Source organism: Ahrensia sp. R2A130 (assembly GCF_000179775.1).
Classification (GTDB): domain Bacteria; phylum Pseudomonadota; class Alphaproteobacteria; order Rhizobiales; family Rhizobiaceae; genus Pseudahrensia.
The window spans coordinates 19073-32475 of sequence record NZ_AEEB01000003.1 but is presented as its reverse complement, the minus strand read 5'-3'; the positions used below and the strand labels follow the sequence as shown (position 1 = coordinate 32475).

The window sequence follows — 13403 nt, the reverse complement described above, 5'->3', positions numbered from 1 at the left end:
TTTCAAGGTTCGGTTCCCCGATGGTGGAGCATGACCGAATGCGGTCGGTAGTCGAAGTGAAGATGCCGGAGCGCAAAAGAGTGCGATAATGCTCTCGATTTGCGCTTGCGGTGCGAAGGCATTCGTTGTTAAAGGCCACCCGTGCCGCGCAGATGAGGTAACTCACCAGCGTTGTATGCGTTCCCCGGTAGCTCAGTGGTAGAGCAATCGACTGTTAATCGATTGGTCGTTGGTTCGAATCCGACCCGGGGAGCCACTTTTTCTTCAGCCTTAAAACGAAAAACGGACCGACGCTTTCGCATCGGCCCGCAGATTTTGTTGGCCTGCGCTTATGTCAGCGGCGAGAGGCGGATTTCCACGCGGCGGTTCTGCTCTTTACCGGCAGCCGATGCGTTGGAAGCAATCGGGCGCTCTTCACCGTAACCGACAACATAGTAGCGGCGCGAATCGGTGCCCTGCTGCACGAGGTACTGGGCGACGTTTACGCCACGGCGCTCGGAAAGCTGCTGGTTGAACTGATCGGAACCATCGCTGTCGGTGTGACCGGACACGTTCACCAATGTCTTGTTGTACTCCTTCAGCACCAGCGCGACCGAGTTCAGCACGCGGAAAAATTGCGCCTTCAGATCGGCACTGCCCGAGTTAAACGTGATGTTGGACGGCATATTGAGCACGATGTCGTTGCCCACACGGGAAACGGAAACGCCGGTGTTCTGAAGCTCTGCGCGAAGCTTGGCTTCCTGATTGTCCTGATAAAGACCAACGCCGCCGCCGCCGATGGCACCAATACCGGCACCGATGAGAACGGCCTTGCGGGTGTCTGCGCCGGTTGTTTTGCCGACGATAAGGCCACCAAGCGCGCCGAGAGCAGCACCGCCGCCAACGCCGATTGCAGTGTTGGAAACCTTCTGCTGCCCAGTGTAGGGATCGGTGGTGCAGGCGGAAACGAGGCCTGCGGCGAGCAGGACGGGAAGGATCATGTTTTTCATGGAGGTCGTCTTTCGAAACGTAAACTTGGCTTTCAGACGCAGATATACGTCACTTATGGTTCATATTTCCTAAAAATGCGGCCTAACGGCGGCACGGTGTGTTTCGTTACCGCACGAGAGGCCCTGTGGTGAGAAAGCGCAGGGCTTGCGGCAACGAATGCAACGCTTCATCCGTTACGCCAACGAACATGAACAGAACCTGACTGAAATATGAGCAAGACCTCCCCCATCATCATGTGGTTCCGTCAGGATTTGCGACTGGACGACAATCCGGCGCTCATAGCAGCGGCAGAAAGCGGTAAGCCGGTTGTCGCTGTGTTTGTTTTCGATGAGGCCTCGGAAGGTATTCGCAAACTTGGCGGCGCGATGCGCTGGTGGCTGCATCATTCGCTTAAATCGCTGACCAAAGATCTGGGCGCACTGGGCGTCGACCTGATCTTGCGCCGTGGTCCGGGCGCGGAGGTGATTTTCGATCTGGCAAAAGAGGTCGGCGCAGAAAATGTTGTCTGGAACCGTCGTTACGGCGACGCGGAACAGACTGTCGATGCCACAATCAAAGGCGATTTCGAGGGCGAAGCAAAAAGCTACGGCGGCATCATCATGCATGAGCCGATCAACGTTCGGACCGGCACGGGCAATCCGTACAAGGTCTACACGCCGTTCTGGAAAAAGTTCTGCGAAATGGGCTTGCCCCGCGATGCACACCCTGCCCCGCAAGAAATAGCCGGTTTCGGCGGTGACGTTGCCAGCGACAATCTCGACGAATGGGATTTGCTGCCCACCAAACCGGACTGGTCGGATGGCTGGCTGAAGGTTTGGACGCCCGGCGAAAGCGCTGCGCAAACCCGTGCGCGCGCATTCATGTCGGACGATCTCGATGTCTATGACAGCGCCCGCGACCTACCTGGCGACGACCGCACATCACGGCTTTCTCCCCATCTGCGCTGGGGCGAAATAAGCCCTTATCGGTTGTGGCAGATGGCGCAGGACGGTCGTCTTTCAGCGGGTAGCAAGGCACGCGAAACCTGGGTGAAGGAATTGGTGTGGCGCGAATTTTCCTACCATCTGCTGCAGGAATGGCCGGACCTCGCCAACGAAAATTTCAACACAAAGTACGACTCCTTTCCTTGGCGCAGCGATGATGAGCAACTCCGCGCATGGCAAAAGGGACAGACCGGCTACCCCATCGTGGACGCCGGTATGCGGCAGCTTTGGCAGACCGGCTGGATGCACAACCGTGTCCGCATGATCGTCGGTTCTTTCCTCGTCAAACATCTGCTGCTCGACTGGCGGCATGGCGAAGACTGGTTCTGGGATACGCTGGTGGATGGCGATCCGGCGTCGAACTCCGCGCAGTGGCAATGGGTGGCAGGAACGGGGGCGGATGCTGCGCCCTTCTTCCGCATTTTCAACCCAATCATGCAGGCAGAAAAATTCGACAAGGACGGCGTCTATATTAAAAAATGGGTACCCGAATTGGCAAAGCTGCCCGCCAAGTATCTGCCTTCACCATGGGAAGCGCCGCTGACCGTTTTGCGCGATGCCGGCGTGAAATTGGGCGACACTTATCCACGCCCCATCGTCGACCACAAAGAAGCACGCGAACGTGCGCTTGCAGCGCTGCAAGAGATGCGTGAAGCGGTTGACGGATAAGACTGTCATCTTCACCTTACACATTACTGGTCGAGGAGCCTGACCAGAGGACCTGCGAAACCATTTACCGCAGACCAGCGTAGTTGTTTGGAATGCGCTTTAGGGCGCGAAGGAATTTTTTGCATGGATCAAATGGCCCGCCGATCTGCCACCGACATTATTACTGTGACCGCTGAAACCGTGGACGAAGCTGTTCGTGGATTGCCACGCCGCGCAGCCCTTATTGTTCGCAACATAACGCGACTGCAATTTGGTTCGCTACGAATCACCATCCCCGGCGGTCGCACGATCCAATACGATGCGCCAAAACCCGGCCCGCACGCAGAAGCCACGTTTCACAATTGGGGCGTCGTGCCGCGTTTGCTCGCCAACGGGTCACTGGGCTTGGCCGAAAGCTATATCGAAGGCGAATGGGACAGCCCGGACGTGACCGCGTTTTTGGAAATGTTCCTCATCAACTCCTACGGCGGCGGAGGCGAAACCTTCTTCAATCGCAACCGCTTGATGAACCTTCTTTCCAAATTGATTCACTTCAAGAACCGCAATTCCAAAGCCGGTTCCAAGCGCAACATCTCCGCTCACTACGACCTCGGCAACGCTTTTTACAGCCAGTGGCTCGACCCTTCCATGACGTACTCCTCCGCCCTGTTCGAGGACGGTGCAAACTCGATGGAAGAAGCGCAACGGGCAAAATATGCGGCCCTCGCCCGCGAAACCGACATTCAACCGCACCATCACGTTTTGGAAATCGGCTGCGGCTGGGGCGGTTTCGCCCACTACGTTGCTGGCGAAATCGGCGCAAAAGTCACCTGCCTGACCATCAGCCAAGAGCAATACGACTACGCCGTGAAACGCATGAAAGATGCGGGCCTCGACGATAAGGTCACCATCAAATTTCAGGACTACCGCGACGAGACAGGCACCTACGACCGCATCGGCTCCATCGAAATGTTCGAGGCCGTGGGCGAGAGCTTCTGGCCATCCTATTTCCAGCAACTCCGCGACCGGTTGTTACCGGGTGGCCGCGCCGGGGTTCAGGTCATAACGATCAAAGACGAAGACTACGCGTGGTATCGTGAGAACCCGGATTTCATCCAGAAATACATCTTCCCCGGCGGCATGTTGCCGAGCGCGCAAATCATGACAGAGATGGGCGAAAAATACGGTGTACCGCAGCTTTCCACCCGCGCCTTTGGCCGTGATTACGGTGAGACGCTACGCCAATGGGCGGTGAGTTTCCAAGCCGCGTGGGACACGATCAAACCGCTAGGCTTCGACGATCGCTTCCGCCGCATTTGGGAATTCTACCTCTATTATTGCGAGGCCGGTTTCCGCGCGGGCTCCATCGACGTGCGCCAGATAATCTTCGAAAAACCGACTACCTAAGGCATGGAACGTCTGCCCTCATGGCGGTTGGCAATCTACGCCCTGCCCGCCATCGCGCTGGCTGCGCTAACGCTACCGCTCTACTCGTTCATTCCGGTTTTTTATGCCGAGCGCTTTGGCCTGTCATTGGCGTCTCTCGGCATCGCGCTTTTCGTGGTGCGCCTTTTCGATGCGGTGAACGATCCGCTGATCGGCTGGCTGACGGATCGTATTCGTCCGGGTTTTGGCCGTCGCCGCTTCTGGTTCGCGCTATCCGTACCTATCGTCATGGTGGGTGTGTGGAATCTGTTTTGGCCGCCGATCGATGCCACCGTCTGGCATGTCGCTGGTTGGACCTTCGTTTTGTCCATCGGCTACTCCTTCGCCATCTTGCCCTACACGGCTTGGGGCGCAGAGCTTGAAACCAGCTATTCCGGCCGCGCCCGCGTCGCCGGTTGGCGCGAAGGTTTCACGCTGGTGGGCACGTTGGTTGCTATCGCCGTGCCGTTCACCATCGGTTGGGGGCCGGATGTGGAAAGTTTCCACGGCTTCGCTCTGCTGGCCGTCATCATCGTTATCGCGCTGCCGCTGTTTGCACTGCTCACGTTGTTCACCGTGCCTGAACCTAAAGAGCACAGCCGCGCCCGCGTTAGCTTTATCGAAGGCTGGCGGTTTCTGGGCCAGAACGCGCCGTTCAAGCGACTGCTGCTGGCATTCTTCCTGAACGGATTCGGCAACTCCATCGCCGCCACGCTCTTCCTGCTCTATTGCGCCCAGCGCCTACAATTGGAGGAACTTCGCGGGCCGCTCATCCTCCTCTACTTCTTTGCCGGGATCATCGGCGTGCCGTTCTGGACATGGTTGGCAGGCCGCATCGGCAAGCACCGCACGTGGTGCACGGCCATCATCTTCGCCATGGTCGTTTTCGCCCCCGCCCCTTTCTTGCCAGAAGGCAACGCATGGGCCTTTGGCGCTGTGTGTTTGCTGTCCGGCTTGGCGCTCGGCGCGGACCTGACCCAGCCCGCAGCAATGCAGGCTGACGTAATCGACGTGGACACGGCAGAGTCCGGCGAACAGCGCTCCGGCGTTTATTTTGCGTTGTGGAGTTTAGCGACGAAGATGTCGCTGGCGCTGACCGCGATCACCGTGTTGCCGTTACTGGAATGGTTTGGGTTTTCAGCTTCGGATTCCACGGTATCCACCGCCATCGGCATCACCTTACTGGGCTTCATTTATGGTTGGGGGCCAATCTTGCTGAAAATACCCGCCCTTGCCCTCATCTGGAACTTTCCGCTCACAGAAGATGATGTGAAGAGGCTGCGCGCCCGCATCGATGAAAGCGGAAAAGGGTAAGCCTTTTCGCTTCTCATCCATGACATGAAATCGCTTTGCTGGACGCGGATAAACCGTCACCCTACATGTGGTCCGAACCGAATTTCTGCGAAAGTCAGACCATGACCGTCCATCATTCCGTCATCGACGCCATCGGCAACACGCCTCTCATCCGCCTGAACAAGGTGTCAGACGAAACGGGTTGCGAAATTCTGGGCAAGGCGGAGTTTTTGAACCCCGGCCAAAGCGTGAAAGACCGCGCAGCGCTGTCCATCATCCGCGCTGCCGAAACAGAAGGCAAAATTCGCCCCGGCGGTATCATCGTGGAAGGCACAGCGGGCAACACCGGCATCGGATTGGCGATGGTGGGCAACGCGCTGGGCTACCGCTCGGTCATCGTCATTCCCAACAGCCAGAGCCAGGAAAAGAAAGACGCGATCAAGGCGTTCGGCGCGGAGCTGGTTGAGGTGCCACCGGCGCCTTATTCAAACCCCAACAACTTCGTGCGGCTTTCCGGTCGCTTGGCCGAGCAGTTGGCCGAGAGCCATCCACAGGGCGCGATCTGGGCGAACCAATTCGATAACGTGGCCAACAAACAGGCCCATATCGACACGACCGGCCCAGAAATCTGGAACGATACCGACGGTAAAGTGGACGCTTTCATCTGCGCCTGTGGATCGGGCGGTACACTGGCGGGTGTGGCCGACTATCTGCGCGGCAAGAACGCCGATGTGAAAATTGGACTGGCCGACCCGGGCGGTGCCGCGCTCTATGGCTATTATGCCCATGGCGAATTGAAAGCGGAAGGCACATCGATTTCCGAAGGTATTGGCCAGGGCCGCATCACCGAAAACCTGAAAGGGCTTGAGGTCGATTTTCCCTATCGCATTCCCGATGAGGAAGCCCTGCCTATCGTCTTCGATCTGATGGAAAATGAGGGCCTCGTGCTGGGCGGATCATCCGGCGTGAACATCGCTGGTGCCGTGCGGTTGGCGAAGGAACTTGGCCCGGGCCACACCATTGTTACGATCCTGTGCGACTACGGCACGCGCTATCAGGCCAAACTGTTCAACCCCGAATTCCTGCGGTCCAAAGATCTGCCCGTACCGGAATGGATGGAGCGTGACACCGGTTTCACCGTACCGTTCGAACAGGTCGATTGATGACACGGCAGGTCTTTACCGAAGACGCCTACGCACAAACCTGCGATGCGGTTGTAGTGGCCGTCAGCGCTGACGGTATCGAGTTGGACCAGACGGTTTTTTACGCCACCAGTGGCGGACAACCGGGCGATAGCGGATTTCTCGAGCGTGCTGACGGCTCGCAGATCGTGATCACGGGTGTGCGCTACGCGGACGGCTCCAAGATCACCATTTTGCATGAGATCGAAGACGGCGCAGCGTTACCGGACGTGGGCGAAAAGCTGATCGCTCATATCGACTGGGAGCGCCGCCACCGGTTGATGCGAATGCACACAGCTTGCCATTTATTGTCCGTCGCTTTGCCCCTGCCCATAACTGGCGCGGCTGTAAGCGAAACGGACAGCCGGATCGATTTCGACATGACGGAAACTGCCGACAAGGCCGAGTTGACCGCGAAGCTGATGGAGTTGGTGGAGGGCAACCACTCCGTCTTCACGCGTTGGATCACGCCGGACGAATTGGCCGCCAATCCCGGGTTGGTGAAGTCGAAGAATGTGCGTCCTCCGACCGGTGTCGATCGCATTCGGCTGGTCTGTATCGGTGACGACGCAGTGGTGGACTCGCAGCCTTGCGGCGGAACCCATGTGAGCGAGACTGGCGAAATCGGTGAGATCCATATCGGTAAGATCGAGAAAAAGGGACGCGAGAACCGGCGGATGCGTATCCGCTTCGGCCCACTTCCCCAATAGTAGAGACACGACCATGACGAGTTCTATCAATCCATTCCTCGTCAGCACCGACTGGCTGTTCGACCATCTGGAAGACGATGATGTGAGCATCGTTGATGGCTCTTGGTATCTGCCCGCCATGGGGCGTGATGGTCGCGCTGAATATGACATCGCTCATATTCCCGGCGCTGTGTTTTTCGATATCGATGCGGTTGTGCAAGAAAATTCACCCTTGCCGCATACGCTGGCGACGGCGGATGAATTTGCACGCCACGTTGGCAAGCTCGGCATCAAATCCAGTGATACGATTGTTGTCTATGACGGTGCGGGCCTATTTTCAGCACCCCGTGTTTGGTGGAATTTCCGCCAGATGGGTGCTGCAAAAGCAGTTATTCTGGACGGTGGATTGCCGAAATGGGTGGAGGACCGGCTGCCCGTAGAATCCGGTTCTGCGCCGATCTATCCAACACTTTACGACCATCGCGGCGAAAGCGCTGCCGTGGTTTCGTTCGATGCAATGACAGCTCATGTGAATGCAGGCGATGTGCAGATCGTGGATGCACGCCCCGCCGGACGATTCACAGGTGAAGAACCGGAGCCGCGACCCGGAATGCGCAGCGGGCATATGCCGGGCGCGAAAAGCCTGCCTGCATCGAAGCTCATCAAGGACGGGAGATTGCGGTCCCTGCCTGGTTTGCAGTCGGAGTTTGAGACAGCTGGCGTGAATATCAGCCAACCAGTGGTGACCACATGCGGCTCGGGCGTGACCGCAGCCACGCTCGCGCTCGCACTGGAAAGCCTGAACGCGCCGAGTGTACGAATCTATGACGGGTCATGGAGCGAATGGGGTGGCCGCGAGGACACCCCGATAGAGACGTACTAGCCGTCGAAAGTATTCGAGCAAGCCAACCCGCTTGAAAATACGTTAGCGGCCAGCTTGGTCGGAAGCGGAGAGGGCGGCCTGCTTCACTTCAGGGCGGACCTGCACCTGAACCTTGTTGCCGACACGGCTGTAGAGGTCGATCACGTCCTGATTGATCATGCGGAAGCAACCAGAAGATGCGGCCTTGCCGATGGAATAAGGCTTGTTGGTGCCGTGGATGCGGTAAAGCGTGTCCTTGCCGTTCTTGAACAAATACATGGCGCGGGCACCAAGCGGGTTATCAGAACCGCCGCCCAGACCTTCGGCATACTTGGCCAGTTCCGGTTTGCGCTCGATCATTTCCTTCGGTGGGGTCCAAGTAGGCCATTTCTGCTTCCACTGCAGGATAGAATTACCCGTCCAGCCGTAGCCCTCCTTGCCGACAGCGATGCCGTAGCGGATGGCCGTTTTGTTAGGCTGGATGAGGTAGAGAAACTTACGACGCGCATCTACGAGAATAGTGCCCGGGCGTTCAGCACCGAAATAGGCCACTTCCTGACGCAGATAGCGCTTGTTCATCTTCGTGTAATCGAACGCTTCGACGAAAACTTCGCCGTCCTGACGTCCGGAATATTCCAAAGCATAATCGAAGGTTACAGACTTCTGTACCTGCGACCTGATTTTGCGGGACTGGTAAATGCCCTGCTCGGTCTCTGACAAGCGGCTGACTGACGCCGGACCGGTAAGCGCTGCATACCCAGCAGTTGTGGTGGGCACGCCGGTGCAGCCTTGCAAAACGACTAGGCTCAAAAGCGCTGAACCGGACAAAAGTATACGAGTGGATACCATGATACGAACTCCCTGCTCGGAGCCTACCGACTGACTGAAAGCACCCCATGTGCTTTCAACCCGTGCTGTCAGCAGCTCCCGCGTTCGACCCCCGAACAGCGATAACCTACACCCAAATAACGAAAAAGCCACGCCGGGGTTCCGGCGTGGCTTTGTGATTTATTAAGAGAAGGTTAACGCAACCTTCCCCTGTTGCCGAAAAGGCGCGGTTATTCCGCAGCCTCTCCTTCGACGCCGGACATATCGGCCAGCATCGCAGCTTCGGCTTCTGCCACCTTGCGCTGCTCCTCGATGATGAGGTCGTCGCGCGAGTTGGCGACGCGGCGCACCTGGTTCATCACCCCGCCTGTACCGGCCGGGATGAGGCGACCCACGATGACGTTCTCTTTCAGGCCTTCCAGCGTATCGGACTTACCGGCAACAGCCGCTTCGGTCAGAACGCGGGTCGTTTCCTGGAAGGACGCAGCCGAGATGAACGAACGCGTCTGCAAGGACGCCTTCGTGATGCCCAACAAGATCGGATCACCGGAAGCTGGCGCGCGGCCCTCTTCGGCAAGCTTCTCGTTCATCAGGTCCATCTCGATGCGGTCCATCTGCTCGCCGCGCACAAGGCCCGACTCGCCAGCATCGGTGATTTCCACCTTCTGCAACATCTGGCGCACGATGACTTCGATGTGCTTGTCGTTGATGCCCACGCCCTGAAGACGATAGACCTCCTGCACTTCGTCGACGAGGTAAGACGCCAATGCCTCGACACCCTTGACCGCAAGAATGTCGTGCGGTGCCGGGTTGCCGTCGAGGATGTAGTCGCCCTTCTCGATGGTGTCGCCGTCCTGGTGGTGGAACGGCTTGCCCTTCGCGATGAGATACTCGGTCGGCTCGACGGTGTTGTCGGACGGCTCGATGTGGATCCGACGCTTGTTCTTGTAGTCGCGACCGAAGCGGATGGTGCCGTCGATCTCTGCGATCACAGCGGCATCCTTCGGACGACGGGCTTCGAACAGTTCGGCCACACGTGGCAGACCACCGGTGATGTCCTTCGTCTTGGCACTTTCCAGCGGCACACGGGCGATAACGTCACCCGCTTTCACATCCGCACCGGGCTCGACCGACAAAATCGCTTCGACAGAAAGCGGGAAGCGTGCTTCGCCGCCGAGTTCCGTCTCGATGACGTTGCCCTTCTTGTCCTTAACAACGAGAGCCGGTTTCAGGTTCTCGCCGCGCGGGTTGGTGCGCCAGTCGATGATGGTGCGCTTGGTGATGCCGGTGTTCTCGTCCGCGCTCTCGGAAACGGACACGCCGTCCACGAGGTCTTCGAACTCGACGATACCGGATTCTGGCGTGAGAACGGGACGTGTATAAGGGTCCCATTCGGCAACGCGCTGGCCCTGCTGGACCTTGTCGCCATCATCCACGTGCAAACGTGAACCATAGGTCACGCGGTGCACGGCACGCTCGTTGCCTTGCTCGTCCATGATGAGGATGGCCATGTTGCGGCCCATCGCCATGAGACGACCATCGGAATCGCGCACCACATTGCGGTTACGCAGTTTTACTTCACCTTCGTAGCTGGCTTCGATGAAGGACGAATCCACCACCTGTGCCGTACCGCCGATGTGGAAGGTACGCATGGTCAGCTGCGTGCCAGGTTCACCGATAGACTGTGCCGCGATGACGCCGACCGCTTCACCCATGTTCACGGGTGTACCGCGAGCAAGGTCACGACCGTAGCAAGTGCCACAGATGCCGGTGCGGGTCTCACAGGTGAGAGCCGAGCGGATCTTGACCGACTTGATACCGGCTTCATCGATGAGCTTCACGTCAGGCTCTTCGATGGACTGGCCAGCTTTGACGATGATCTCACCGGTTTCAGGATGTGCGATATCATCAGCCGACGCGCGGCCAACGATACGAGCACCGAGAGACGCCACAACCTGACCGGCATCGACGATGGCTTGCATCGTGAGACCGTTGGTGGTGCCGCAATCGGTTTCGTTGATGATGCAATCCTGCGCCACATCCACCAGGCGGCGGGTGAGGTAACCGGAGTTTGCGGTTTTCAAAGCAGTGTCTGCAAGGCCCTTACGAGCGCCGTGGGTAGAGTTGAAATACTCCATCACGGTCAGACCTTCTTTGAAGTTCGAGATGATCGGCGTCTCGATGATCTCACCAGACGGCTTGGCCATAAGGCCACGCATACCGGCGAGCTGCTTCATCTGCGCTGGCGAACCACGCGCACCGGAGCGGGACATCATGTAGACCGAGTTCATCTGCAACTGGCGACCGTTCTCATCGAACTTGGTGGCCTGAATGCCGTCCATCATTTCGTCGGCAACTTTGTCGCCGCACTTGGCCCAGGCGTCGACAACCTTGTTGTACTTTTCGCCGCGGGTGATGAGGCCGTCATTGTACTGCTGCTCGAATTCCTTGGTCAGCGCAGAGGTCTCGTTGACCATGCCTTCCTTGGTGTCCGGAATGACCATGTCGTCCTTACCGAACGAAATGCCGGCCTTACACGCATTGGTGAAGCCGATTTTCATGATCTGGTCAGCAAAGATGACCGTGTCCTTCTGGCCGCACAGGCGGTACACGCGGTCGATCATCGCGGAGATGTTTTTCTTGGTCATCTCCTGGTTGACGATCTCGTAGGAAACGCCAGGGCGCTTGGGCAGAAGTTCGCCCATGAGCATACGGCCCGGGGTCGTATCAACGATTTCGGAGAACGGATTGCCTTCGATATCGAGGCCTTTGAAACGGCCTTTGATTTTGGTGTGCATGGTGACCACGCCGTTATCGAGCGCGTGCTGCAATTCACCGGCATCGCCGAAGACCATACCCTGACCCGGCTCACCTTCTGCCTCGATGGACAGGTAGTAGAGACCCAAAACGATATCCTGCGACGGCACGATGATCGGCTGACCGTTGGCCGGGTGCAGAATGTTGTTGGTGGACATCATCAGGACGCGGGCTTCCAGCTGCGCTTCCAGCGACAGTGGAACGTGGACAGCCATCTGGTCGCCGTCGAAATCCGCGTTGAACGCAGCACACACGAGCGGGTGCAGGTGGATGGCCTTGCCTTCGATCAGCACAGGCTCGAAAGCCTGAATGCCGAGGCGGTGAAGCGTGGGCGCGCGGTTCAGCAGCACGGGGTGCTCGCGGATAACTTCGTCGAGAATATCCCAGACTTCGGGCTTCTCTTTCTCGACCAGCTTCTTGGCCTGTTTGACAGTGGAGGAATAACCCTTCGCGTCCAAACGGGCGTAGATGAACGGCTTGAACAGTTCGAGTGCCATCTTCTTCGGCAAACCGCACTGGTGCAGTTTCAGCTCTGGACCAACCACGATGACCGAACGGCCCGAGTAGTCGACGCGCTTGCCGAGAAGGTTCTGACGGAAGCGGCCCTGTTTGCCCTTGAGCATGTCGGACAGCGATTTCAGCGGACGCTTGTTGGCACCCGTGATCGTGCGACCGCGACGGCCGTTGTCGAACAGCGCATCGACAGATTCCTGCAGCATGCGCTTTTCGTTGCGGATGATGATGTCCGGCGCGCGGAGCTCCATCAGGCGCTTCAAGCGGTTGTTACGGTTGATGACGCGACGATAAAGATCGTTGAGATCGGACGTTGCGAAACGGCCACCATCCAGCGGGACGAGCGGGCGCAAGTCCGGTGGGATTACGGGGATCGTCTTCATGATCATCCATTCCGGGCGGTTGCCGGAATCGAGGAACGCTTCAGCCGTTTTCAGACGCTTGGAGAGCTTCTTGTATTTCAGCTCCGATGTCGTCGTGGCGATCTCTTCGCGCAGCGTGTTGACCAGCTGCTCGAGGTCTAGCGCCGACAGCATTTCGTGGATCGCTTCAGCGCCGATCATAGCGGTGAAGTTCTCTTCGCCATATTCTTCCTGCGCGATCATGTGCTCTTCTTCGGAGAGAAGCTGCAGATCGGCCAGCGGTGTGAGGCCGGGCTCGGTGACCACGAAGTTTTCGAAGTAAAGAACGCGTTCGAGGTCTTTCAGCGTCAGGTCCAGCAGAAGGCCGATGCGCGATGGCAGAGACTTCAGGAACCAGATGTGAGCGACGGGGGAAGCAAGGTCGATGTGACCCATGCGCTCGCGCCGAACGCGCGACAGCGTGACTTCGACGCCGCATTTTTCGCAGATGATGCCTTTGTATTTCATGCGCTTGTATTTGCCGCACAGGCATTCGTAATCCTTGATCGGGCCAAAGATACGCGCGCAGAACAGGCCGTCTTTTTCAGGCTTGAACGTGCGGTAGTTGATGGTTTCCGGCTTCTTGATCTCACCGAAGGACCACGAGAGAATTTTCTCGGGTGCGGCGATTGAGATGCGGATCGAGTCGAAGCTCTGAGCCTGCACCTGCGGATTGAAGAGATTCATGACCTCATGGTTCATGTGATTTTCTCCTTTGGGCTTTCGCCCTTGCGGTCCGGTGTTCTGCGGACCTGAAAAATTCGGTCGCCGCG

Annotated in this window: 9 protein-coding genes and 1 tRNA gene; 7 read left to right on the top strand and 3 right to left on the bottom strand. The window is 57.9% G+C overall.

Annotation, left to right across the window (positions count from 1 at the left end):
* Positions 1 to 181: 181 nt before the first annotated feature.
* Positions 182 to 256, top strand: a tRNA-Asn gene (locus R2A130_RS00920).
* Positions 257 to 329: 73 nt separating this feature from the next.
* Here R2A130_RS00920 and R2A130_RS00915 read toward each other — a convergent pair.
* Positions 330 to 989, bottom strand: coding sequence for an OmpA family protein (locus R2A130_RS00915; protein ID WP_009462933.1), 660 nt, complete (start codon positions 987 to 989; stop codon positions 330 to 332).
* A 210-nt stretch (positions 990 to 1199) separates the two neighbouring features.
* On the opposite strand from R2A130_RS00915, the gene R2A130_RS00910 reads away from it, so the two are divergent.
* The 6 genes from R2A130_RS00910 (at position 1200) to sseA (ending at position 8092) form a co-directional block, all read left to right on the top strand.
* The gene (locus tag R2A130_RS00910) at positions 1200 to 2642 is read left to right on the top strand and encodes a deoxyribodipyrimidine photo-lyase (protein ID WP_009462932.1); all 1443 of its coding nucleotides are present in this window, start codon (positions 1200 to 1202) and stop codon (positions 2640 to 2642) included.
* 123 nt (positions 2643 to 2765) lie between these two features.
* Entirely contained in the window at positions 2766 to 4028 is a 1263-nt protein-coding gene (locus R2A130_RS00905) for a cyclopropane-fatty-acyl-phospholipid synthase family protein (protein WP_009462931.1), read from the top strand.
* A gap of 3 nt (positions 4029 to 4031) precedes the next feature.
* Positions 4032 to 5360 (top strand): MFS transporter, encoded by a 1329-nt coding sequence (locus R2A130_RS00900; protein ID WP_009462930.1) that lies wholly within the window; start codon positions 4032 to 4034, stop codon positions 5358 to 5360.
* A 101-nt stretch (positions 5361 to 5461) separates the two neighbouring features.
* Entirely contained in the window at positions 5462 to 6502 is a 1041-nt protein-coding gene (locus R2A130_RS00895; RefSeq protein WP_040304678.1) for a cysteine synthase A, read from the top strand.
* Positions 6502 to 7230 carry an alanyl-tRNA editing protein gene (locus R2A130_RS00890; protein ID WP_009462928.1) on the top strand — a complete coding sequence of 243 codons (729 nt, stop codon included), beginning with the start codon at positions 6502 to 6504 and terminating at the stop codon, positions 7228 to 7230. Before R2A130_RS00895 ends, R2A130_RS00890 begins: the two co-directional genes overlap by 1 nt.
* Positions 7231 to 7243: 13 nt before the next feature.
* Complete coding sequence (sseA, locus tag R2A130_RS00885; protein WP_009462927.1) at positions 7244 to 8092, top strand: 3-mercaptopyruvate sulfurtransferase; 849 nt, start codon at positions 7244 to 7246, stop codon at positions 8090 to 8092.
* A 42-nt stretch (positions 8093 to 8134) separates the two neighbouring features.
* Here sseA and R2A130_RS00880 read toward each other — a convergent pair whose 3' ends face one another.
* Positions 8135 to 8920, bottom strand: coding sequence for a L,D-transpeptidase (locus tag R2A130_RS00880; protein ID WP_009462926.1), 786 nt, complete (start codon positions 8918 to 8920; stop codon positions 8135 to 8137).
* Positions 8921 to 9129: 209 nt separating this feature from the next.
* Positions 9130 to 13332 carry a DNA-directed RNA polymerase subunit beta' gene (gene rpoC / locus R2A130_RS00875; protein WP_009462925.1) on the bottom strand — a complete coding sequence of 1401 codons (4203 nt, stop codon included), beginning with the start codon at positions 13330 to 13332 and terminating at the stop codon, positions 9130 to 9132.
* Positions 13333 to 13403 lie beyond the last annotated feature (71 nt).

Coding starts and splice junctions, on each gene's coding strand:
- R2A130_RS00915 (WP_009462933.1), bottom strand. CDS start 989: ATGAAAAACATGATCCTTCCCGTCCTGCTCGCCGCAGGCCTCGTTTCC.
- R2A130_RS00910 (WP_009462932.1), top strand. CDS start 1,200: ATGAGCAAGACCTCCCCCATCATCATGTGGTTCCGTCAGGATTTGCGA.
- R2A130_RS00905 (WP_009462931.1), top strand. CDS start 2,766: ATGGATCAAATGGCCCGCCGATCTGCCACCGACATTATTACTGTGACC.
- R2A130_RS00900 (WP_009462930.1), top strand. CDS start 4,032: ATGGAACGTCTGCCCTCATGGCGGTTGGCAATCTACGCCCTGCCCGCC.
- R2A130_RS00895 (WP_040304678.1), top strand. CDS start 5,462: ATGACCGTCCATCATTCCGTCATCGACGCCATCGGCAACACGCCTCTC.
- R2A130_RS00890 (WP_009462928.1), top strand. CDS start 6,502: ATGACACGGCAGGTCTTTACCGAAGACGCCTACGCACAAACCTGCGAT.
- sseA (WP_009462927.1), top strand. CDS start 7,244: ATGACGAGTTCTATCAATCCATTCCTCGTCAGCACCGACTGGCTGTTC.
- R2A130_RS00880 (WP_009462926.1), bottom strand. CDS start 8,920: ATGGTATCCACTCGTATACTTTTGTCCGGTTCAGCGCTTTTGAGCCTA.
- rpoC (WP_009462925.1), bottom strand. CDS start 13,332: ATGAACCATGAGGTCATGAATCTCTTCAATCCGCAGGTGCAGGCTCAG.